Raw genomic sequence first — 21843 nt, 5'->3', positions numbered from 1 at the left:
TGCGATAACGAACACCACGATATCAGGCGAATCGCAATTGGATTGATGGCTTCCGAATCACAAATTCCTGCAGCGCCGCAAGTGGATGCTAAGCGATTCGCGGCTCGCCTCGGAGCCTTTTACGGCACCATGTTCGGGATGCTCGGCACCTATCTGCCGTTCTTCCCGCTCTGGCTGAAGGCGGTGGGGATCGAGGCGTCCTGGATCGGCATCATCACGGCGGTGCCCGCGGTGACCCGCTTCACCGTGCTGCCGCTGATCACGTCCCTTGCCGAGCGGCGGCGGATGCTGCGCGGCGCCATCATGATCACGGCGGCCGCGACCGCGTTCGGATTTGCCCTCATCGGCACCCAGCGCCAGGCGCTGCCGGTATTCCTGGTCTTCGTCGTCACCTGCTGCCTGTGGACGCCGACGGGGCCGCTCACGGATGCCTATGCGCTCCGCGGCGTGACGCATTACAGACTGAACTATGGTCCGCTGCGGCTGTGGGGTTCGGCGGCCTTCGTGGTCGGCGCGCTCTTGTGCGGGCTGCTGGTCGATGAAGTCGCGGCGGAGCACCTGATCTGGATCATTGCTGCCGTAGCGGGGGTCAGTGCGCTCACCAGCCTGGGCCTGCGGCCGCTGGAGGTCGCAAAGAGGGCCGAGACCGCACAGCGCGGCGGCGTCGCGCTGCTCCGCGATCGCGGCTTCCTTGCGATCATCGCGGCTTCTGCGCTGATCCAGGGCAGCCATGTCGCCTATTACATCTTTGCCTCCATCGTCTGGAAGCAGGCCGGCCTGGGCGGGCTCACCATCGCAGCGCTGTGGTCGCTCGGCGTGCTCGCGGAGATCGTGCTGTTTGCGGTATCGCCGCGCCTCACGCTGCCCCCGGCGATGCTGGTCGTGATCGGCGCACTGGCCGGGGTTGCGCGCTGGGTGATCACCGCGCAGGACCCGCCGCTTCCGGTCCTGGCCGTCGTGCAGCTCACGCATGGGCTGACCTTCGGCCTGACGCAGGTCGGCATCATGGGACTTTTGGTGCACCAGGTGCCCGGACACATCATGGCGCGCGGGCAGGGCTATCTTGCCGCCTGCAGCGGCATCGTCTCGAGCAGCACCGCGATCCTGTGCGGCGTCGTCTATGCCCGCTACGGCCAGGGCGTCTACTACCTGATGGCCGCGATGGCGGCGTCAGGTGCGCTCGTGATGTGGCTGGCGCGGCGCAACCTCCATCATCCCCAGAGCGCGGCCTCCGGCGGATAGACGAGGCTGCCGTCGTAGCGCAGCCCGTGGTCGCGGTCGCGCGCGAGCAACAAGGGGCCGTCGAGATCGACGAAGCGCGCCTGCGGGGTGAGCAGCATCGCGGGCGCCATGGCAAGCGAGGTCGCGACCATGCAGCCGACCATGATGTCGAAGCCGAGCGCCTGGGCGGCATCCGCCATCGCCAACGCCTCGGTCAGGCCGCCGGTCTTGTCGAGCTTGATATTGACTGCGTCGTAGCGGTCGCGGAGCCCCTCCAGCGAGGCGCGCGCATGCACGCTCTCGTCGGCGCAGACGGCAAGCGGCCGCTTGATCTCAGCCAGCGCCGCATCGTTGCCGGCCGGCAGCGGCTGCTCCACCAGCGTGACGCCGGCATCCGCGCAGGCGGCGAGGTTGTCGGCGAGGTTGTCCGCCGTCCAGGCCTCATTGGCGTCGACGATCAGTTCCGCATTCGGCCCCGCTCTTCGTACCGCCTTGATGCGCTCTCCATCGCCGTCGCCGCCGAGCTTGATCTTGAGCAGCGGCCGGTGCGCGGCCCTGGCGGTCGCTCCCGCCATCGCCTCCGGCGTTCCCAGCGAGATCGTGTAGGCCGTGGTGCAGGGGACCGGCGTGCCGCGCCCGAGCAGGTTCCATATCCGATTGCCGCTGCGCTTGGCCTCGAGGTCCCACAGGGCGCAATCCAGCGCGTTCCGGGCCGCGCCCGGCGGCATTTGCGCCTGCAGGGCCTTCCGGTCCATGCCGGCCGCAAGGGGCCCCTGCATCGCCTGGATCGCCGCAAGCGCCGCCTCCGGCGTCTCGCCATAGCGCGGGTAGGGCACGCATTCGCCGCGCCCGGTCAACCCGTCCAGGCTGACCTCGGCCACGACGGTAACGGCCTCGGTCTTGGCGCCCCGGCTGATGGTGAAGGCACCCGCGATCGGCCAGCGTTCGATAAAGGCGGCAAGCTCTTGCGTTAGGCGCGCGGATCGGCTGGAAGTCATTTCAAAATCTCGCAATTTCTGAACCGTGCGCTTGCGGGGCGCTGCCAACTATGGCTGGTTAGCGCCAGATTCTACAAGGCAATGCGGCGTTCGAATTCCTATCTTTCGAACGAGACAAACAGCCTGGGGTGGGCATTTTGAACGGCGACCCGACACTGGAACGGATAACACAGGGCGGCGGCCTTGCCCTGTGCGCCGCGGGGCCGTGGACGGCCCGTTTTGCGCCCGTGCTGGAGCGGATGGTGGCCGACGCGGAAAAACTCCGCGGCACCCGTCCCGATATCTTCATCGACGTCTCCCAGGTCTCCAAGCTCGACACCTTCGGCGCCTGGTTGATCGAGCGGCTCAGGCGCAGCCTGAGCCACGGTGGCGGCGAGGCGACCATCGCCGGGCTCTCGGAAAACTATTCGAGCCTGGTCGACGAAGTCAGGCGGGTGAAGGAAACGCCGGAGGCCGAGACCGGCCCGGTCTCGATCACGGCCATGCTGGACCAGATCGGCCGGGTGGTGGTCGGCATCGGCGGCACGATCATCGGATTGATCGACATGCTCGGCGCCGTGCTCGTCGCGAGCGGGCATGTCTTGATCCGCCCGCGCTCGTTCCGTCTGACCTCGACCATCCACCATCTGGAGCAGGTGTGCTGGCGCGCGGTGCCGATCGTGGTGCTGATCACGTTCCTGATCGGCTGCATCATCGCGCAGCAAGGCATCTTTCATTTCCGCAGGTTCGGCGCCGACATCTTCGTGGTCGACATGCTCGGCGTGCTGGTGCTGCGCGAGATCGGCGTGTTGCTCGTTGCCATCATGGTCGCCGGACGCTCGGGCAGTGCCTACACCGCCGAGCTCGGCTCGATGAAGATGCGCGAGGAAATCGACGCGCTGCGTACCATGGGGTTCGATCCGATCGAGGTGCTGGTCCTGCCCCGCATGCTGGCGCTGGTGCTGGCGCTGCCGATCCTCGCCTTTCTCGGCGCGATGGCCGCGCTCTATGGCGGCGGCCTCGTCGCCTGGCTCTATGGCGGCGTCGATCCGGAAGCGTTCCTGCTGCGGCTGCGCGATGCTATCTCGATCAATCATTTCATCGTCGGCATGGTCAAGGCGCCGGTGATGGCGGCGGTGATCGGCATCGTCGCCTGTGTCGAGGGGCTGGCGGTGCAGGGTAGCGCGGAATCGCTCGGCCAGCACACGACGTCATCGGTGGTGAAGGGCATCTTCTTCGTCATCGTGATGGACGGCGTGTTCGCGATCTTCTTCGCGTCGATCGGGATGTGACCATGCTCGTACAGCCCATTTCCGACGCCATCATCCGCGTTCGCGACATCACGGTGCAGTTCGGCAGGACTCGCGTGCTCGACGGTCTCGATCTCGATGTGAAACGCGGCGAGATCCTGGGCTTTGTCGGGCCCTCCGGCGCCGGCAAGTCGGTGCTGACGCGCACGATCATCGGGCTGGTGCCGAAGGTGTCGGGACGCATCGAGGTGTTCGGCATCGACCTCGATGCCGCCAGCTCCAGCGAACGGCGCCGGGTCGAACGGCGCTGGGGCGTCCTGTTCCAGCAGGGCGCGCTGTTTTCGTCGCTCACCGTGCGGCAGAACATCCAGTTTCCGGTGCGCGAATATCTGAGGGTCTCGCAGCGGCTCCTGGACGAGATCATGGTGGCGAAGCTCGTGATGGTCGGGCTGAAGCCCGAGGTCGCCGACCGCTATCCTTCCGAGCTCTCCGGCGGCATGATCAAGCGCGTGGCGCTGGCGCGTGCGCTCGCGCTCGATCCCGAGCTCGTGTTCCTGGATGAGCCGACCTCGGGCCTGGACCCGATCGGCGCCGGCGAGTTCGACGAGCTGGTGCGCACCCTGCAGCGCACTTTGGGGCTGACCGTTTTCATGGTAACCCACGACCTCGACAGCCTATATACCGCGTGCGACCGCATCGCCGTTTTAGGGAACGGTAAGATCATTGCCGCAGGATCGATCGCTGACATGCAGGCCTCACAGCATCCATGGCTGCGGCAATACTTCCATGGCAAACGCGCCCGCGCCGTCATCGGCTAGCGCGTGATCCCGACAGGTGGAAACCGGTTTTCGGACAAGATCATGCGCGAAAGAAGAGGATCAGTGACGGTTCCGCTGCGGAGGACCCCGAGCTTGGACGAGTAGCTGGAGCAATCGATGGAAACCCGGGCGAACTATGTCCTGATCGGCGCCTTCACGCTGGCGGTGATTGCGGCTGCGTTCGGCTTCGTGCTCTGGTTCCAGAGCCTGCATACCACCAAGCAGCGCAGCCCTTTGCGGGTGATTTTCGAAGGTCCGGCCTCGGGTCTGCGGAACGGTGGTAATGTCAATTTTAATGGTATCAGGATAGGGGAAGTCATTTCGGTGAAGCTCGACAATCCGCGTCGCGTGGTTGCATTCGCGATGGTCGAGAACAACGCGCCGATCCGCAAGGACACGCTGGTCGGCCTCGAATTCCAGGGATTGACGGGCGTTGCCGCGATCTCGCTGAAGGGCGGCGAGGAGACGGCGCCTCCGGTGCCGCTCGACGAGGACGGTATCCCCGTGCTGACCGCCGATCCCAGGGCCCTGCAGGATGTCACCGAAGCGATCCGCGCGACGCTTCAGAACGTCAACCGCATCGTCGCGGACAATCAAGAATCGGTGAAGAACTCGCTGCGTAATCTCGAGACCTTCACCGCGGCGCTCGCGCGCAATTCCGAGAAGATCGACAATGTGATGCTGAGGGTCGACGGCGTGATGGGCAAGGCCGACAACCTCATGCTCGGCCTCAACAGCATCGCCGGCGGCGATCGCGGTGGCGAACTGGCCGCGATGGTGAAATCGATCCGCGAGCTCGCCGAAGATTTCGACAAGCGCTCGGGCGCACTGATGGCCGACGGCCGCAGGACGCTCGGCGATATCAGCCGCGCCGTGAACAACCTCGACCGCAACCCGACGCGCCTGTTGTTCGGCGCCAGCAGCAGCAGTAGCAGCAACAGCAACGCATCCGAACCGCCGCCTCCGCCGAGGTCCGTAGGGCCGCTACGCAGGCGACAGTGATCTAGACTAGCCGGCGCCCGCGGTACGAAGCGGGTTGACGACTTTCAAGCCGGCGAAATCTTTCTCGTTGTCGGTGATGCAATCGTTGGTCTCTGCGATCGCGGCGATGATCATGTCGAGCGCGCTTCTTGGCCGACCGACGGCAGTGCCGTCCGCGATGAGGCGCGCCCAGACGAGGCTTGCCCTTTCGTCAAAGGGCAGCACGCGGCCTGCGGAAAGCGCTTGGGGTCCTTCTGGGCCGGTGAACCAGGTCTCAAGCAGCGCGCGCGCTTCTTCCCTTTCGGCTTCTCCAGCAACCCCCGCCGAATTTCTCCGACGGTCAGGGCTGAAATGAACAGGTCCTCGTCGATTTGTTCTGCCATCCACGCTATAAGGGCTGCGGATGGATCGCGCCTCGTGACGTCGAGGAGATAGCGCGTCATACGTCGACCTTGCGCCCCGTTTCGCGCGGGCGCGTCAGGTCAAGGTCGGCGTCGACCAGCGGCGAGCGTCGCAAGGCGGCGAGGATTCCACCTTTCTTCCGCGGCTCGTCGGCAATCGCCTGGCTGAGCGTCGCCCGGATTTGCGCAGAATCGGCATCGCCTGCGGCCAGGCGTCTTGCCAGGGAGCGGATCAGGTCGCGATCGGTATCGAGACCAAGAACCTCAAATCGCGCCATGCCGCGCTTGACCAGCCGGGACCGGTAGTTCCGCAGCGCTCTCTTCTGCGCAGTGTTTCCCATGTTCGCCTTCGTCCCTCCTGCCGAGCTGCAAGGTCGTCATAGGTTGACTCGGGTCAACTGAATAAGACCAAAACAAAACGGAGGCCCTTCGGCCCCCGTTTCTCTATTCGCCACTTTACTGTTCGCGTCTCACCCCAGGCGGCCTGCCGCATGGGCGAGCAGCGTGTACACCAGGCCCGTCTCCGAGGTGAGGTGGTTGCGCAGCGACTGCGGGCCGCGGTCGTCGCGGGCGACTTCGTCGAGCAGCCGCTCGAACTCGGCGATGTAGCGGTCGACCGTCTGCTTGAAGCCGCGGTCGGAGCGGTACTTGCGGGCGACCTCGTCGAAGGCCTTCTGGCCGGCCGGCGTGTAGAGCCGCTTGCTGAACGCCTTGTTCTCGCCGCGCTGGTAGCGATCCCACATCTCAGCCGCAAGGTTGCGGTCCATCAGCCGGCCGATGTCGAGCGACAGCGATTCCAGCGGATTGGCGGCGGCAGCCTGCGGACGGGGACGCGGCGCTTCGCGGGGCGCGGGGGCAGGGGCATCGCTGCGGTTGAGCAGGTCCGACAGCCAGCCGTCCCGGCCGTTGTCCGGGGTCGTCGGGCTGACCGGCGGCGCTTCGGTGCGGCGCGAGGCCGGCGCCGGCACGCCGAGGTCCGGCGGCGGCAGCGTCGATGCGCTGCCATAGTCGCCGCCGCGCATGCGGACATCGCTTGTGCGACCGCCAGCGGCAGCGACCATCACGGTCTCGTCCTGGCGCTGCACGCTGACCCGGCTGTTGGTCGCGACGTCGAGCCCGCGGCCGTGCTGGGCCACGATGCGGTTGAGCTCGGCCAGCGCCTCGATCTGGTCGACGATCACCTTGCGCATCTGCGCGGTGTTCTCCGCGGCCTCCTGCGGCATCTCGAGCACGCCGCGGCGCAGCTCGGTGCGGGTGGCCTCGAGCTCGTTGTGCATCTCGGCCGCCATCTGCTTCATCGACTGCACCATCGCGGAGAACTTCTCCGTCGATTCCTTGAACATCGCATCCGTTTCCTGGGTGCTCTGCTGGTACAGGTCGTTCATAGCGTCGAGCGTCTGTTGCCGCTCGTTCTCGGCCGCGGTGCGCACGGCCTCGAACTGGCGGCTGATCGCCGCAGAGCCGGCGCCGGCGGTCTCCGCCACCACGCGGGCGATGTCGCGGGCGCGCTCCTCGGCCGCGGCGAGCGATTCATCGAGCAGGCCGGTGAAGCGCGACAGCCGCTGGTCGAGATCAGTGGTGCGCAGGTCGATAGTGGTGACCAGCGATTCCAGCGTCGCCTTGCGTTCGGCGATCGAGCCCGTGGTGTTGCGGTTGCTCTGCTCCACCAATGCGGCGGCTTCGACCAACGCGCGGCCGTGGGTGTCGAACTGGGTCGACAGCTCGCCGAGGTCCTCCAGCGCCTTCTGGGTCTTGCTGTTGAAAACGGTGAGCTGGTCTTCCAGCGTCTGGGTCGCAATGCCGTTGCGCGAGGTGACGTCGTTCATCGCCGAGACAAAGTCGGCGACGCGGGTCACGAGCGCGCGCTCGAGCGAGTTGAGGTTGTCGTGGGCGCCGGTGAGCACCTCCTGCAAGAGGATGTTGCCCTCGCGCAGCCGCTCGAACAGCGCCACCGTATCCGTGCGCAGGATCTTGCTGGTCTCCTGCATCTCGGTGACGGCGGCAATTGAGACCTGGCGCGACTGGTCGATCGCCGCGCGCGAGGAGTGCTCGAGGTCCTTCAGCGACTTTGCCACCGCGCCGGTCGCAAGATCGCCGGCGGAGGTGATGTTGCGCGCGACTTCGGCGCCGTGGCTCGACATCGTCTGCGCGAAGGTATGGCCGCGCATCTCGATCGACTTCAGCGCGTCCGCGGTGGCGCGGTCGATATCGGTGGCGAGCTGCGCGCTCTTGTTGGTGAGCGCTTCCACCAGCGTGCCGCGCCTGGTGTCGACCATCTGCGCCAGCCGCTCGGCCTGCTGCTGCACATAGGTGACGATCTCGTCGGTCTTGCCGGTCATGGTCGAGCCGAACTGGCTGGAGGCGGCGAGCACCGAACGCTCGATGTCGGCGGACGTCGTCTTGACCTTCGAGGAGACCTCGTTGGCGGCGGCGACCAGCGAACTGTGCGCGTTCTGCGCCGAGGTCTGAATCGTCTCGGTGGTGTTCGCCGTGACGGCAGCGAGCGAGCGCTCGATCTGGACCGAGATGGCCTGGATCTGACCAGCCGCGTCGGCCGAGGTCGACACGAACGAGGTCTGCGCCTCGCGTGCACTGCTCAGGATGGCCGCGGCAGTGTCGGCGCCGACTGCAGTCAGCGTCCGTTCGATATCGATCGCCAGCGACTTGACGTGGTTGGCTGCCTCCGACGATCCGGTGACCAGCGTGGTCTGAACGTCGCGGGCAGCCGAAGTGATCGACTCCGCGGTGGCCGCGCCCGCCATCGACAGCGAGCGCTGCATGTCTGCGACCAGCGTCGTGACGCTGTTTGCAGCTTCGGTTGATGCGGCAACCAGCGTGTTCTGGGCCTCGCGTGCGCCCGCGGTAACTGATTCCGCGGTAGCAGCGCCGGCCATGGACAGCGAGCGCTGCACGTCAGCGACCAGCGCCTTGACAGTGTTCGCGGCCTCGGTTGACGCGGAAACCAGCGTGTTCTGCGCCTCGCGTGCGCCCGAGGTGATCGACTCCGCGGTCGCCGTGCCGGCCATGGATAGCGAGCGCTGCATGTCGGCAGTCAGCGTCGTGACCGCGTTTGCAGCGTCGGTTGAAGCCGCGACCAGCGAGCTCTGCACGTCAGCGGTTAGCGTTCGTACCAGGTTTGCCGCCTCGGTCGAGGCCGACGTGAGCCTGTTCTGCGCCTCGCGGGCGCTGCTCAGGACTGCCTCGGCCGTCGATGTGCCGGCGGCAGACAGCGAGCGCTCCACATCGACCGAGAGTGCCTTCACCTGGCTGGTGATGTCGGTCGAGGCTGTTGTCAGCGCGCTCTGGGCCTCGCGTGCGCTGCCAACGACTGCTTCCGCCGTCGAGCTACCCGCAAGCGTGAGCGAGCGTTCGACATCGCCCGCCAGCGACTTGATCTGGTTCGTGATGTCGGTCGATGCCGCGATCAGCGTGTTCTGTGCTTCGCGCGCACCGGCCGTGACGGCTTCGGCTGTGGCGGTGCCGGCGAGCGTCAGCGAGCGCTCGACGTCGACGGCCAGCAACTTGACCTGGCTTGCCGCGTCGGTGGAGGCGCTGACCAGCGCGGTCTGTGCCTCGCGTGCTCCCGACAGGATCGAGGCGGCGGTCGCGCTGCCGACGGTCTGCAGGGTGCGCTCGACATCGGTCGAGAGCGCCTTGACCTGGGAGGCGACCTCGCCGGTGGCCGCCATCAGCGAGGCCTGGGCATCGCGGGCGCTGGACAGGATCGAGCTTGCGGCACCGGAGCCGACCGCGGTCAGCGCAGCCTCCACTTCGCCGGCGGTGAGCTTGAGCTGGGCGCCGACGTCGGAGGAGACCGTCAGCAGCGACTGCTGCGCGGTGCGCGCGCCGGTCTGGATGGTCTCGCTGGTGTTGACCACCAGATTGGTGAGCGAGCGCTCGGCGTCCTCGACATGCGACTTGATGCCGGAGGAGAGTAGTTCAGCGCGCGCCATCAGCTCGTCGCTGGCCTGGCGTCCGCTGCTTTCGATGCGGCCCGCGACCGCCTCGACGCGCGAGCCCAGGAGGTCCTCGAACTGCGCCACGCGGGCGTCGATGTCGCCGGCGATGGCGCCAACGCGGGTCTCGATGCCCTGGTGGATTTCCAGGAACCGGGCCGAGATGGTGTCGGTCAGATGCGCGCTGCGGCCGTCCACGGTTTCGGTGACGCTGGCGATGCGGCGATCGAGCGCCTCGATCGCCTGCGCGGCGCCGTCGGTGAGCGAGGAGGTGAGCAGGCCGAGGCGGGAGTCGATCGACTGGATCGCCTGCGCCGCACCTTCGGTGAGCGAGGTCGAGAGCATGCCGAGCCGGCCATCGATCGTCTGGGTGACCGAGCTGGTGCGAGTGTCGAAAGTCTGTTCCAGCGACTTCAGGCGGCCCTCGATCGACTCGTCGAGCCATTTGAGGCGGCCCTCGAGCGAATTGTCGAGGAAGCCAAGCCGGGTCTCGAGCGAGGCGTTGAGCGTGCCGAGCCGGTTTTCCAGCGAGCTGTCGAGCGTGTTGACGCGGCCGCTCAGCGCGCTGTCGAACATGGCGAGCTTGCTGTCGATCGACGAGTCGAGGCTGCTGACACGGTCGCCGAGCGTGGTCTCGAACTGCAGGAGGCGCTGGTCGAGGGTCGCCGTGATCTCGCCGCTGTTGGAGGTGAGGCGGGTGTCGAAATTGTCGACATAGGTTTTCAGGGTGTTGGCGATGTCCTCGGTGCGCTGGCCCATGCGCTCGACGATCTCGCCGCCGAACGTCTTCACGGTGCGGTCGAATTCCGCGATGTGGCGGGTGATCAGCGCGCCGAGCGTGCCGGAGTCGCGGGCGAACTTCTCCGCCAGTTCCGAGCCCTGGTTTTTCACCAGTTCGTCGAAGGCGCTCATCTGCAGCGAGAGCGAGTCGTGTGCGGTCTCGGTCTGGCTCACCACCCTGGCAACCAGCGAATTGACGGTGACGTCGAGCACTTCGCTCGCCTTGTCGCCGGAGGTGATGATGTGGCTGGCCAGCCGATTGCCGGCCTCGTCGATCTTGGTGACGAGGTCTCCACTGCGCAGCTCGAGCTCGAGCAGGAGCGAGTCGGAGGAATTCTTCAGGGAATCGTGCGCCAGTTCGGTGCGCTCGGAGATGCCCTCGACAACGCTCACGGCGCGCTGCTCGAATTCGCCGGTGATGCGGTCGATGCGCTCGTTCAGCATCTCATGGACGCGGTCGGCGAGGTCGACGAATTCGTCGTGGACGTGGCCGGTCTTGAAGTTGAGGCTGCTCGTCAGCCGCTCGGAGGCATCGAGCACCGCGCGCGTGGTCTCGGAGCTGGCTTCCTCGAGCCGGTCGAGCAGGTCGCCGCCGCGCTCGCCGAGCGCGAGGATCATGTTGTCGCCGGCGTGGCTCAACGCCTGGGTGATGTGCTGGCCGCGCTCTTCCAGAGCGCCGGTGATGCTCTTTGCGACTTCGTCGACGCGCGAGGCGATCGCATCCGAGATCAGCGCGATGTCGTGGCGCAGATCGATCTGCACGCCGGAAATGGCGCTGCGCACCTGCTCGGCCTGTCCGACCAGATTGTCGCGCTGGTGGGCGATGTCCTGCAACAGCGCGCGGATGCGCACCTCGTTGTCGGAATAGGCGCGCTCCAGCGCCGCGACCTCGTTGGCGACCAGCGTCTCGAGCTCGCCGGCGCGCGCGATCGCGCGCTCGATGCCGTCACCCATCGCCGCGACCTCGCGGCGGATCGCCTGTCCGACCGTGACCATGGAATCGCTCGCCGCCCCTTCGGGCTCCGAAAAGCGGATCGCGACCTGCGCCATCGATTGCGCGATCATTCGCATCTCCTGCCCGCGCCAGGCAAGACTCGCGAGGAAGTAGAATAGCAGCACGGGCGCGAGGAACAGGCAGGCGAGGCCTGCCAGCACCAGGACGCCGCCGCTCTGGCCGATCGCGGCCTGCAGCGAGGACAGGAAGCTCACCGTGAGCAGGCCGCAGCCGACCAGCCAGACGCCGGTGAAGATCGACGCAAAGGTGTAGACGTTGCGGGCAGGGCTGCCCTTCTGCAGCGCCTGCAGGAGCTGTCCGATCGCCTCGCGATCGTCATTGGCGGCGCGCCGGGGGCCGCGCTGCTCCTCGATCGGCTCGAACACCGATCGCTCGTTGCCGGGACGTGTTTCGATTGGACGCGTCTCGAACGGGGTTTCGGGGAAGGGCGTGGTCGCAGCAGGGGTCGCGGGCGGCGCGGCTTCGCCGCTACTGGTACTGATCACATCGCGGTTGGGCTCGGCACTGTTCTCACCGATGTTCAGAGCTTCCTGAATGGCAGACAGTGCGACTTCGGTGGGATCTTTCACCTTCTTGGGATTGTTCGCCATGTTAAGTCTGAGCCCTCTCAACTAATACGCGTCGGCGATCTTGCGAATATTGTCCCCCGCAAGCTCGAGCCGTCCCGTCCCCGTAAAGCGGTACGCAAGCACGCCCGTCGGCCGCTTGTCCGCTACATCCGGAAACATCCTATTGGTTGAGCGATGCGAATGAAATGGCCGCGATTAAGACATTCTTAATCATCGTTAACAGGTTTGTGCCATAAGGCCTTATGCTTCCACATAAATCCTGCGAGCTGACGCTCATTGAGGTCCTACTTTGTCTGAAAAAGGGCAAAGTTGAGGCAAATTTGGCCAACGATCCGTTAACTATTTTCGTGATTGGGTGACGCCCAAACGGCCCTACCGAAAAGGAGGTGGTGGCCGGTCCTTAGGATCAGGCCCATGCCGCGTCACCTCGAACGGACCCAATGGATAGCTTCGCCGCCGCTCTCCCCCGGTGACGGCCCGATCGATCTTGCACATCTTGCGCGCATGTCGCTCGGCGACGCCGCTCTTGAGCGCGAGGTGCTTTCGCTGTTCGTGGCGCAGTCGGCCAAGCTGATCGCGGCCCTGGCCACCCTTCCACAGGATGCGCGCGAACTGGCGCACAAGCTGAAGGGATCGGCACGCGCGATCGGCGCTTTCGCTGTCGCGGATGCCGCCGCCGGGCTGGAACATGTCCTGACGAGTGGCATCGAACCGGCGGAGCCGCTGGCGGTGCTCACTGACGCGGTCGCGCGGGCGCGGAACGCGATCGAGGCCATCCTCGGCGACCCTTCAAGCCCGAATTGACCGGCGACAAATTCGCGTCAAAAGGTTTTGCGTGAGGGCACCCGGCCGCTGGCGCTCCCGGGATCGACCCGTTATAGGGACTGCCGGGGACCTCATCCAGATCCGTATTCCGGTAGCACGAGCGATCATGGCCAAGATAACTTATGTCGACCATTCCGGGGAAAGACGCACCATCGAGGTGGAGAACGGCGCGACCGTGATGGAAGGCGCTATCCGCAACGGCGTTCCGGGCATCGAGGCGGAATGCGGCGGCGCCTGCGCTTGTGCGACCTGCCATGTCTATGTCGACGAAGCCTGGCGCGAGAAGGTCGGCGCGCCCACGCCGATGGAAGAGGACATGCTGGATTTCGGTTTCGACGTGCGGCCGAATTCGCGTCTGTCCTGCCAGATCAAGGTCACCGACGACCTTGACGGGCTCGTGGTGACGACGCCGGAACGGCAGGCTTGAAGCATGACCCTCATGGTGAGGAGCGCCGGAGGCGCCTCTCCCGGACGATGCTTCGCATCGCCTTGAGAACCATGAGGCCCCGCCGGTGGCCTCGTCCCTCGAGACGCGCTTCGCGCTCCTCGGGATGAGGAGATAAAGCGGCGTTCGGTTCGAGAGTGTACCCAGTACTAGGCTAGATCAAGGCCGCGGCGGATCCAGGGCTTTAGGTTAGCCTTCACTTCATCAGTCAGCGGAACCGGCTTGCGCGTGGTTTCGTCGATCAGCACCGTCACCGCCTGCGCGGAGGCCACGCATCGACCTTGCGAAAACACCACCTGATCGAACGTCACCGAGGTTCGTCCGAACTTCACGACGCCGAGCCCGAGTTCGATCGTGCCGGGCCAATGCAGCTCAGCGCGGAAATGGGTGTCGAGGCGCACCATGATCCAGGCGAGCCCATCCGGCACCAATCCCTTGCTGGGATCCTTCATCAGCGTGACGCGGCCGGTCTCGAAATAGCTCGCATAGACCGCATTGTTGACGTGCCCATTGGGATCGAGGTCGGCAAAGCGCACATTGTCTGACAGCCGATAGGGATAGTCTTCCAGGCGCGGCGTGGCGTCGGAACGGATCGGGGCATTCACTTGCACAATCTCCAGGTCGTTCGCCACGTTACAGCCTAGTTGTCGAGTTGCGGCAAGGGGTTGCCGCGGCGCTTGCCGCCCCTATTATGGCGTTCCCGATCAGGTCGTCTTGGCTCGGTCGGCAGCCTTCCCATTTCGTACTCAACTGACAAAGAAGCGGATATGAGCGAAGCGATCAAAACCGACGTGTTGATTATCGGCGCAGGTCCCTGCGGACTGTTTGCCGTGTTCGAACTGGGCCTCCTCGACATGAAGACCCATGTGGTCGACATCCTCGACAAGATCGGCGGCCAGTGCGCCGAGCTCTATCCGGAGAAGCCGATCTACGACATTCCCGGCATCCCGCTCGTCACCGGCCAGGGGCTGACGGAGTCGCTGTTGGAGCAGATCAAGCCGTTCCACCCGACCTTCCATCTGAACGAGATGGTTGAAACGATCGAGAAGGTCGGCGATCCCGCCTTCCGCGTGAAGACCGACGCGGGCAAGGTGTTCGAATGCAAGGTGGTGGTGATCGCCGCCGGCGGCGGATCGTTCCAGCCGAAGCGGCCGCCGGTGCCGGGCATCGAGGCCTATGAAGGCAGCTCGGTGTTCTACGCAGTGCGGAAAATGGAGCAGTTCCGCGACCGGAACATCCTGATTGTCGGCGGCGGCGATTCCGCGCTCGACTGGACCCTCAACCTGCACCCAATCGCCAAGCGCATCACGCTATTGCATCGACGCGACGAGTTCCGCGCTGCGCCCCACAGCGTCGAGCAGATGCGTGCGCTCGTTGCCGATGGCAAGATGGACCTGAAGCTCGGCCAGGTCACCGGCCTCGAAGGCGAGGCGGGCAGGCTTGCGGCGGCGACGGTGAAGGGCAACGACAACGCCCTCACGAGGGTCGAGTGCGATACCATGCTGCCGTTCTTCGGGCTCACGATGAAGCTCGGTCCGGTCGCGAACTGGGGCGTGGCACTGGAGAACAATCTGGTGCCTGTCGACACCGCCGCCTTCGAGACCAACGTATCAGGCATTTTCGCGATCGGGGATATCAACACCTATCCCGGCAAGCTGAAGCTGATCCTGTCCGGCTTCCACGAGGGCGCGCTGATGGCGCAGAAGGCGCACCGCTATGTCTATCCCGACAAGCGGCTTGTGTTCCAGTACACGACGTCGTCGTCGAGCCTGCAGAAGAAACTCGGAGTCGGTTGATTCCAATCAACACATGATTGGTCGATTTCAGTCAAAATATCGTCGGTCAGGCCGCGGAGCGGCCGCTGCGGCTATTTGCATCGTTCCGCGCTGCCACTGGAACCTTCCGCGAAATGGCCGTAGTCTTCGCTCATTCGTTTGATGGATTAGTCGGGTGACGACAATGCGGAATTGGCGATTTCGATTTCGGCTGATGGTGCCTGTTATCATGGCCCTCCTGGCGGCCGCCTTGCCGGCGCAGGCGCAGCAACCGTCGGCGGCGGGCTTGTGGCAGAAGGTCGAGGACGGCAAGCCCGTGATCTGGGTGCTGTTCGTCGACCATAACGGCGTCTTCGAAGGCATCATGGCGAAGACGTTCCCGAAGCCCGGCGAGCCGGTCACCGAAGCCTGTACGAAATGCACCGACGACCGCAAGAACGCGCCATTGCTGGGCATTCCCTTCATCCGCAACATGAAGCGCAACGGATTGAAGTACGAGGAAGGCAACGTGCTCGATCCGCGCGACGGCAGTATCTACAAGGCCAAGATGAGCGTCAGTCCCGACGGCAAGGAATTGACGATGCGCGGCTACATCGGCATCTCGCTGTTCGGCAAGGACGAGGTCTGGTACCGCCTGCCTGATACGGCGATCGCGCAACTCGATCCCGCCATCGTCGCGAAATATCTGCCGGCTCAGGCGGCGGCGATGAAGCCGCCGCCACCCGCGGCAACGAAGAAGAACGTCGGTCCCGCCGGCACGCCTTCGCGTTAGTCAACACTGACTTCACCTCTCCCGCTTGCGGGAGAGGTCGGCGCACAGCGCCGGGTGAGGGCTCTCTCCACACGTAGAGTCTTGATCGCGGAGGCACTCTCACCCCAGCCCTCTCCCGCAAGCGGGAGAGGGAGCGCAGTATCCACTCAGCATCGCGTACTAGCGCCCGCCGATCGGCTGCACCGGTTCGGAGATCACCTCGCCCACGCCGACGTCGAGTCGCAGCACTCCGGCCGCCGTGGGAACGGCGGCGTCCGCCATCGCGGCATGGCCTTCGGCGGTCGGATGCACCGCGCCGCCGTAGACGGCCGACAGCAGGCCCCAGGTCGCATCATGGATGTCCGAAGGCTGCATCGAGGATGGCAGCGCCTGCGGATAGGTCATCGCGGTGAAGTAGCTGTCATTGGCGTCGCGAATCCAGCGGGCGCGCGGCAGGTAGGCGCGATATTCCGAGGCGCTGCGGCCGCATAGCATCGGCTGGCTGGCGGCGGTGACGATGTCAGGATCGAAGCTCTCGCCATTGGCCGCAAAGCATTGCCGGTCGAACTCCGGATCGGTGGCGGCGCGCGCGCAGAAGCCATGCATCGCGAACGCGTCCTGATGGGCGTCGACGAAGGTCATGCGGTCGGCACGCGGATTACGACAGAGGACGCCTGACTGGCAAAGCGCCAGAGCCTTCAAGGCCGGAAGGAATTCGTCCTGCACATAGCCGACCACCGGACCAAGCCGCTGCGGCGCGGCATTGAAGGAGGGATGGATGTCGAAGCCGGCGCGGCCGCCGGGGCAGGGGACACCGCCCTCCGACAGCCCCGGATTGGCATAGGCCGTATAGATCACGCGCGAAAGATCGCCGCCGACGAGCGGCCTTAGCGCCTCGCGCAGCTTGGCAAAGGATTGCGGCAATGTGCGTCGCAGGGCATCGCGGGAATCGTCGACAGACGCCATGACGCCACCGCGCCGGAACAGCGCGCGCTCTGTCCCGGCATCGACGATCACATTGGCGACGAGGCCGGAGAAGTAGATATCGTTGGCACCGATCGAGAGCAGGAGCAGGTCGAGCTGTCGATCCGGCTGGCGGCGCTTGGCTGCCGCGAGCGCATCGCGCAATTCGGCGAGCTGGCCGTTGACGCTGCCCGAGCAGGTGTTGCCCGATTTGCTCGGCAGGCACTCGCGGGCCTGCTGTGAGCCGAACAGCCCGTCATTAATGGTTGCGCCCGTGCAGGCGAGCGGCAGGTAGGTCACGGCGATGTGCGGGTAGTTCACCGCGAGCGCGAGCGCGGTGCGGGTCTGGTAGCTGTAGAGCGAGCGGTGGCAGGCCGCGTTGAACCACAGCGCGCTGTGCTTCTGCCATACCGAGAGGAAGTCCGGTGCTTCGCAGGCGCGTCCGCCTTTGTAGCCGGCCCGGCTCGGCCGGTAATATTGCTCGCCCGCGGTGCCGAGATAGGAGCGGAAGCAGAAGCCTTCTTCCGCCAGCGCAATCGGACGGTCCGGATTGCCCTCGCCGGAGGCGATGCTGTCGCCGAGCCCTGCGATGAAGATGTCGCGCACGGCGATCTCGGTGGAAACGCGCTGGGCCGGATCCGAACCCGCGGAGACGTCGACGGTCGCCATGGTCGTGCGGCCGTAGCGGACGCGCAGGTTCACCGGTTCGGCGCAGTCGAAGGCGGAGGTCTGCGGCCCGTCGCCATCGTCGAACGACCAGGCGCAGGTGGCGCCGACCGGAATCAGCCCGACCAATCGCACCGTGATCGGGTGATCTGTTGGCGTCAGGTAGCTTTCCTTGACGTTGTCGCGGGTACAGGGCTCGTTGACGCGGCCGGCGAGGTCGATGCAGAGCCGGTTGACGGTGTTGCGCGCCCAGCCGCGGCCGTCGCTCTGCAATTCCAGCGCCTGCTCGGCGGCGAGCACGCTGCGGCCGCGTCCGGCTTCGGTCTGCAGCAGGAAGTCGCGCTCCTCGCGGAACAGGCGAAAGCGGTTGCGGACTTCCCATGAGATCTGCAGCGGCTGTTGGGCCGCGGTCTGCGCTTCGGCCGATTGGCTCAGCAGCGCGACCGCCAGCAGCGCGGCGGAAACGATCGAACGGAACAGAATTTTGACCATGGCGCGTTTGACGGCATCGGTGGGGCAGAAATAAGAGAGCCGCGCCGAATTAGCCAGAAAGAATAACGCGCCGAGATCATGATCCGATCGGACGGAATCGGATTGTGATCTCATCTCTTTGTTTGAGCATGATCTCGGCGCAAACCGCGTTTGTCGCGAGGGAAAACCGGTTCCCACCTTTCCGGATCATGCTCCAGATAACGTCGCTGTTACCGTTTCAGGTGCTTGATCCGTGGCCGGCTCTCGACCGATTGCCGCACGGTAACCTCGGCGGTCTCCGCTCTAAAAGGCGGATCATTGAGCTTGCGCCGCCTGAGCCACGGCTGCACCACGTTAAGCCACAGCTCGCGCATCCCCATGATCGAGATCGAGATGCCGAAGGGGATCAGGAAGTACAGGATGCGGAACACGACCAGCGTGGCCAGCAACTGCTCCTTGGAGAAGTCCGGCAGCGCCACCAGCATCGCGGCGTCGAACACGCCGATCGATCCCGGCGCGTGGCTCGCGAAGCCGAGCAGGGTGGCCAGGATGAACACCACGGCCAGCGAGACGAAATCGATATAGGGCTCGGTCGGCATCAACAGATACATCGCGAGCGCGCAGAAACCGAGGTCGACGACCCCGATCAGGATTTGCACCAGCGTCAGCTTCGCGGACGGTAATACCACCTTCCAGCCGTTCTGGCCGAGCTCGCGGCGGCCGGTGCCGGTCACGAGCCAGACCAGATAGGCGCCGATGCCGGCAAGGCAGCCCACTCCGATCAGCCGGTTCATGGCTTCCGGCAACAGGTCCATCGAGGACGCCGCTCCGGGGTGCCAGACCATGCCGATCCCGAGCACGAACAGATTGCCGAGCCAGAAGGTCAGGCCGGAGAGGAAGCAGATCTTGGCGACATCGATCGCGGTCAGGCCGTAGTCCGAATAAATGCGAAAGCGGATCGCGCCGCCGGTGAAGACGGTCGCGCCGATATTGTGACCAATGGTGTAGCTGGTGAAGCTGGACAGCGCCGCGATGCGGTAGGGGATGTGGGTCTTGCCAATGGTTCGCAGCGCGAAGAAGTCGTAAAAGGTTAACGTGCAGAAGGCACCGACCACGCACAGCGCGGCAAGCGCAATGCGGTGCGGGGCGATCTCGGTCAACGCCGTCAGGACCAGGGCGGTATCGACGCCCTTCAAGGTCCGCACCAGATGAGTCACCGCCAAGACGATAATGATGACGCTCGCGGCGATCCCCAGCCGTTTCCAGCCGATCTTTTCCTTGAAGCCACGCCCAAGCGCGGTCAGCAGCCGATGCATTCGTCCTCCCGGCGGGGCGGCATTCTAAAGAAGGCCCGTTACATGGTCACATGGGATAACGGGTGACGGTCAAACGCACCGTGCCCCAGCACCCATAAGGCAAAACGGCAGATTTGTGCAGCCCTTGACAAGCCACGCGTCCGCCTTCGTTCGTGATTTCTGTCATACGCGGTACATATGTCTGGGTATTGGAAAATGTGAGTCGCCGCTGGCGGTCCCGTCGGTTCAATTTCGTCGCAGCGTTCCGCTGTTCCGTCCCCGGTTCTTGCCGTTTCGCCGGAACGTCTGTCCATCCAGCCTGTTAGCGCAGGTATCAGCAACCAGAACATGGCGTTTTGCGGGGGACGACAAGGTGGACGCGCGCCATGTTCCCAGAACCAAGGGATACGCGCAATGGGACTCTTCAGTAAAGACATCAAGAGCATGAATGACTTGTTCGTGCACCAATTGCAGGACATCTATTACGCCGAGCAACAACTTGTGAAAGCGCTGCCGAAGATGGCCAAAAAGGCCTCCGATCCGCAGCTCAAACAGGGATTTCTGACCCACCTGGATGAAACCAAAACGCATGTGCAGAGACTGGAGCAGGTATTCCAGATGCATGGCGCCCAAGTGAAGGCGGTCGATTGCCCGGCGATCGACGGCATCATCGAGGAAGCCGACGACGTGGCCGGCGAGGTGGATGACAAGAACGTGCTCGACGCCGCGCTGATCAACGCCGCACAGGCCGCCGAGCATTATGAGATCGCCCGCTACGGCAGTCTGATCGCCTGGGCACGGCAGCTCGGCCGCAACGACTGCGCTTCCATCCTGCAGAAGACGCTGGATGAGGAAAAAACCACCGACAAGAAGCTGACCTCGATCGCCGAAGGCAAGGTCAATCTCAGGGCGGCGAGCTAGATCACGATCCGGCCACGTTTGACTGGGCTGCAGCTCATCAGAGTGTGATTTTCGGGCTAACGTCTGGCTCACCGGGCGAAATCCGGTTCCGGTGGGTCCGGACCGCCCCCGGCATTTCGGAGATTGAGGCAAAAAGCCGCGCCGGAATAATCCGGTGCGGCTTTTTGTATCGGTCGCTGCTGTCCGCTGTCACTCTTCGATCGGTACCGAACTGTATTCGCGAAACGACGGGCTATGTCTGGTGTTGGCTCTCCGCCGAGGTGATCCATGCAAGACCTGCCGCTCAAGATCCGACAATATGCGGACGTGCCGTCCCGTCCGGCCGAAAAACCCGTGCCTTCGAAGCTCGCCGGCTCGCTGACGCTTGCCGCGATGAGCCTTGGCTACGGGGTGGTGCAGCTCGACGTCACCATCGTCAACACCGCGCTGCATGCGATCGGCGGTGCGCTTGGCGGTGGCGTGTCCGACCTGCAATGGGTGGTGAGCGCCTACACCATCGCCTTTGCCGCCTTCATTCTGACGGCCGGTGCGCTCGGCGATCGCATCGGCGCCAAACGGGTCTTCATGACCGGCTTTGCGCTGTTCACCGCCGCCTCGCTTGCCTGTGCGTTGGCGCCGGACGCACCGGTGCTGATCGCGGCCCGCTGCATCCAGGGACTGGCGGCCGCGATCCTGGTGCCGAATTCACTGGCGCTGCTCAACCATGCCTATCCGGATGAGAAGGCGCGCGGCCGCGCCGTTGCGGTCTGGGCGGCCGGCGCCAGCGTGGCGCTGACGGCAGGGCCCTTCCTCGGCGGCGCATTGATTGCACTCATCGGCTGGCGCGCGATCTTCCTGGTCAACCTGCCGATCGGCCTTGCCGGCCTCTGGCTGACCTTCCGCTATGCCGATGAGACCACGCGCTCGCTTTCGCGCGAGATCGATTTGCCTGGTCGAATCGCGGCGATCACGGCGCTTGGCGCGCTCGCCGGCGCCCTCATCGAGGGCGGCGCGCGCGGCTGGCAGGATCCGTTCGTGCTCACAGGCTTTGCTGCGTCCGCGGTGCTGAGCGCGCTGTTCGTCTGGCGCGAAGCCCATGCGTCGCAACCGATGCTGCCGCTGTCGCTCTTCAGACAGCGAATGTTCGCGGCGACGTCGCTCGTCGGTCTCCTCGTCAACGTGGCCCTGTACGGGCTGATCTTCGTGCTGAGCCTGTATTTCCAGGAGATCAACGGCCTGTCGGCATTTCAGACCGGGCTGGCCTTCGTGCCGATGATGGGCGCGGTGCTGCCCGTCAATCTGATCGCGCCGCGCATCAGCGAGCGCATCGGCGCGCCCGCGACCATCGGCTGCGGTGCACTGCTGTCGGCAGCGGGATGTTTGGCCTTGCTCGGCTTGGGGCCTGACACTGCCTATTGGGCGATCTGTGCGCAATTGATCGCGATGAGCAGCGGACTTGGTCTTTTGGTCCCGCCGCTGACGTCGACGCTGCTCGGCAGCGTCGAGAAGTCGCGCTCGGGAATTGCAGCCGGCGTGCTCAATGCCACCCGGCAGACCGGCAGCGTGCTCGGCGTCGCGCTGTTCGGCTCGCTGGTCGGCCGGTCCGCAGCGTTCATCGCCGGCCTGCACGCCTCGCTGCTGATCTCGGCCGGCCTGCTGCTTGCGGCCGCTGCCGCGATCATGCTCGGCGCCCTGTGGCGGGACCGGGCGATGACGTGACCTGCATCATCACGCGCGCCGGTTGCGGATTGAGCCGATTTTTGTCGCGGGCTCAAAACTTCGTT

Annotated in this window: 16 protein-coding genes and 1 pseudogene; 10 read left to right on the top strand and 7 right to left on the bottom strand. The window is 65.1% G+C overall.

Translation table 11 applies throughout. The features are described from left to right. The first annotated feature begins 45 nt into the window (after positions 1 to 45). The gene (locus YY7_RS0112855; RefSeq protein ID WP_028163607.1) at positions 46 to 1242 is read left to right on the top strand and encodes an MFS transporter; all 1197 of its coding nucleotides are present in this window, start codon (positions 46 to 48) and stop codon (positions 1240 to 1242) included. On the opposite strand, the gene dgcA is transcribed toward YY7_RS0112855, so the two are convergent. Then, entirely contained in the window at positions 1212 to 2219 is a 1008-nt protein-coding gene (dgcA, locus tag YY7_RS0112850; protein WP_028163606.1) for an N-acetyl-D-Glu racemase DgcA, read from the bottom strand. The two genes, YY7_RS0112855 and dgcA, sit on opposite strands and share 31 nt — an antisense overlap. 137 nt (positions 2220 to 2356) lie before the next feature. Between dgcA and YY7_RS0112845 the strand changes: the two genes are divergently transcribed. From YY7_RS0112845 to YY7_RS0112835, 3 genes are all read left to right on the top strand, one after another. Continuing rightward, positions 2357 to 3490, top strand: coding sequence for an ABC transporter permease (locus tag YY7_RS0112845; protein ID WP_028163605.1), 1134 nt, complete (start codon positions 2357 to 2359; stop codon positions 3488 to 3490). Positions 3491 to 3492: 2 nt separating this feature from the next. Next, positions 3493 to 4266, top strand: coding sequence for an ABC transporter ATP-binding protein (locus YY7_RS0112840; RefSeq protein WP_028163604.1), 774 nt, complete (start codon positions 3493 to 3495; stop codon positions 4264 to 4266). A 117-nt stretch (positions 4267 to 4383) separates the two neighbouring features. Next, positions 4384 to 5268 (top strand): MlaD family protein, encoded by an 885-nt coding sequence (locus tag YY7_RS0112835; protein WP_028163603.1) that lies wholly within the window; start codon positions 4384 to 4386, stop codon positions 5266 to 5268. Positions 5269 to 5274: 6 nt separating this feature from the next. Here the strand turns inward: YY7_RS0112835 and YY7_RS51475 are convergent. The 3 genes and pseudogenes from YY7_RS51475 to YY7_RS0112820 form a co-directional block, all read right to left on the bottom strand. Continuing rightward, positions 5275 to 5690: pseudogene (locus YY7_RS51475) on the bottom strand (PIN domain-containing protein). Beyond that, complete coding sequence (locus YY7_RS0112825; protein ID WP_028163602.1) at positions 5687 to 5989, bottom strand: hypothetical protein; 303 nt, start codon at positions 5987 to 5989, stop codon at positions 5687 to 5689. The pseudogene YY7_RS51475 and the gene YY7_RS0112825 overlap by 4 nt, the downstream one beginning before the upstream one ends. Before the next feature lie 129 nt (positions 5990 to 6118). After that, positions 6119 to 11989: a negative regulator of septation ring formation gene (locus YY7_RS0112820; protein ID WP_028163601.1), complete on the bottom strand. Its 5871-nt coding sequence runs from the start codon at positions 11987 to 11989 to the stop codon at positions 6119 to 6121. 393 nt (positions 11990 to 12382) lie between these two features. Here YY7_RS0112820 and YY7_RS0112810 point away from each other — a divergent pair, with 393 nt between their 5' ends. Both YY7_RS0112810 and YY7_RS0112805 read left to right on the top strand, forming a co-directional pair. Further along, positions 12383 to 12772, top strand: a complete 390-nt coding sequence (locus tag YY7_RS0112810) for an Hpt domain-containing protein (RefSeq protein WP_028163600.1) — start codon at positions 12383 to 12385, stop codon at positions 12770 to 12772. 127 nt (positions 12773 to 12899) lie between these two features. Beyond that, complete coding sequence (locus YY7_RS0112805) at positions 12900 to 13220, top strand: 2Fe-2S iron-sulfur cluster-binding protein (protein WP_028163599.1); 321 nt, start codon at positions 12900 to 12902, stop codon at positions 13218 to 13220. Between the two features lie 167 nt (positions 13221 to 13387). On the opposite strand, the gene YY7_RS0112800 is transcribed toward YY7_RS0112805, so the two are convergent. Continuing rightward, a complete protein-coding gene (locus YY7_RS0112800; protein ID WP_028163598.1) occupies positions 13388 to 13843 on the bottom strand; it encodes an acyl-CoA thioesterase in 456 nt (151 codons plus the stop codon). Positions 13844 to 14005: 162 nt separating this feature from the next. Between YY7_RS0112800 and YY7_RS0112795 the strand changes: the two genes are divergently transcribed. Beyond that, positions 14006 to 15034 carry an NAD(P)/FAD-dependent oxidoreductase gene (locus YY7_RS0112795; protein ID WP_028163597.1) on the top strand — a complete coding sequence of 343 codons (1029 nt, stop codon included), beginning with the start codon at positions 14006 to 14008 and terminating at the stop codon, positions 15032 to 15034. Between the two features lie 163 nt (positions 15035 to 15197). Beyond that, positions 15198 to 15785, top strand: coding sequence for a DUF2147 domain-containing protein (locus YY7_RS0112790; protein WP_028163596.1), 588 nt, complete (start codon positions 15198 to 15200; stop codon positions 15783 to 15785). A gap of 159 nt (positions 15786 to 15944) precedes the next feature. On the opposite strand, the gene YY7_RS0112785 is transcribed toward YY7_RS0112790, so the two are convergent. Further along, entirely contained in the window at positions 15945 to 17885 is a 1941-nt protein-coding gene (locus tag YY7_RS0112785; RefSeq protein WP_028163595.1) for a hypothetical protein, read from the bottom strand. A 209-nt stretch (positions 17886 to 18094) separates the two neighbouring features. After that, positions 18095 to 19180, bottom strand: a complete 1086-nt coding sequence (locus YY7_RS0112780) for a lysylphosphatidylglycerol synthase transmembrane domain-containing protein (RefSeq protein ID WP_028163594.1) — start codon at positions 19178 to 19180, stop codon at positions 18095 to 18097. Between the two features lie 393 nt (positions 19181 to 19573). On the opposite strand from YY7_RS0112780, the gene YY7_RS0112775 reads away from it, so the two are divergent. Together YY7_RS0112775 and YY7_RS0112770 are read left to right on the top strand one after the other, a co-directional pair. Continuing rightward, on the top strand, positions 19574 to 20080 hold the full coding sequence (locus tag YY7_RS0112775; protein WP_028163593.1) for a ferritin-like domain-containing protein: 507 nt from the start codon (positions 19574 to 19576) through the stop codon (positions 20078 to 20080). A gap of 267 nt (positions 20081 to 20347) precedes the next feature. Further along, positions 20348 to 21778, top strand: coding sequence for an MFS transporter (locus tag YY7_RS0112770; RefSeq protein WP_080663682.1), 1431 nt, complete (start codon positions 20348 to 20350; stop codon positions 21776 to 21778). Positions 21779 to 21843 lie beyond the last annotated feature (65 nt).

This window comes from Bradyrhizobium elkanii WSM2783 (genome assembly GCF_000472865.1).
In the GTDB taxonomy this organism is placed as follows: Bacteria; Pseudomonadota; Alphaproteobacteria; order Rhizobiales; family Xanthobacteraceae; genus Bradyrhizobium; species Bradyrhizobium elkanii_A.
Note: the sequence above shows the minus strand (reverse complement) of the source record. Positions and strands in the feature narration are given on the sequence as shown.

What these genes read in the sequence shown, in the direction of transcription:
- YY7_RS0112855 (WP_028163607.1), top strand. Translation starts at nt 46, where the DNA reads ATGGCTTCCGAATCACAAATTCCTGCAGCGCCGCAAGTGGATGCTAAG.
- dgcA (WP_028163606.1), bottom strand. Translation starts at nt 2,219, where the DNA reads ATGACTTCCAGCCGATCCGCGCGCCTAACGCAAGAGCTTGCCGCCTTT.
- YY7_RS0112840 (WP_028163604.1), top strand. Translation starts at nt 3,493, where the DNA reads ATGCTCGTACAGCCCATTTCCGACGCCATCATCCGCGTTCGCGACATC.
- YY7_RS0112835 (WP_028163603.1), top strand. Translation starts at nt 4,384, where the DNA reads ATGGAAACCCGGGCGAACTATGTCCTGATCGGCGCCTTCACGCTGGCG.
- YY7_RS0112825 (WP_028163602.1), bottom strand. Translation starts at nt 5,989, where the DNA reads ATGGGAAACACTGCGCAGAAGAGAGCGCTGCGGAACTACCGGTCCCGG.
- YY7_RS0112820 (WP_028163601.1), bottom strand. Translation starts at nt 11,989, where the DNA reads ATGGCGAACAATCCCAAGAAGGTGAAAGATCCCACCGAAGTCGCACTG.
- YY7_RS0112810 (WP_028163600.1), top strand. Translation starts at nt 12,383, where the DNA reads ATGCCGCGTCACCTCGAACGGACCCAATGGATAGCTTCGCCGCCGCTC.
- YY7_RS0112805 (WP_028163599.1), top strand. Translation starts at nt 12,900, where the DNA reads ATGGCCAAGATAACTTATGTCGACCATTCCGGGGAAAGACGCACCATC.
- YY7_RS0112795 (WP_028163597.1), top strand. Translation starts at nt 14,006, where the DNA reads ATGAGCGAAGCGATCAAAACCGACGTGTTGATTATCGGCGCAGGTCCC.
- YY7_RS0112790 (WP_028163596.1), top strand. Translation starts at nt 15,198, where the DNA reads ATGCGGAATTGGCGATTTCGATTTCGGCTGATGGTGCCTGTTATCATG.
- YY7_RS0112785 (WP_028163595.1), bottom strand. Translation starts at nt 17,885, where the DNA reads ATGGTCAAAATTCTGTTCCGTTCGATCGTTTCCGCCGCGCTGCTGGCG.
- YY7_RS0112780 (WP_028163594.1), bottom strand. Translation starts at nt 19,180, where the DNA reads ATGCATCGGCTGCTGACCGCGCTTGGGCGTGGCTTCAAGGAAAAGATC.
- YY7_RS0112775 (WP_028163593.1), top strand. Translation starts at nt 19,574, where the DNA reads ATGGGACTCTTCAGTAAAGACATCAAGAGCATGAATGACTTGTTCGTG.
- YY7_RS0112770 (WP_080663682.1), top strand. Translation starts at nt 20,348, where the DNA reads ATGCAAGACCTGCCGCTCAAGATCCGACAATATGCGGACGTGCCGTCC.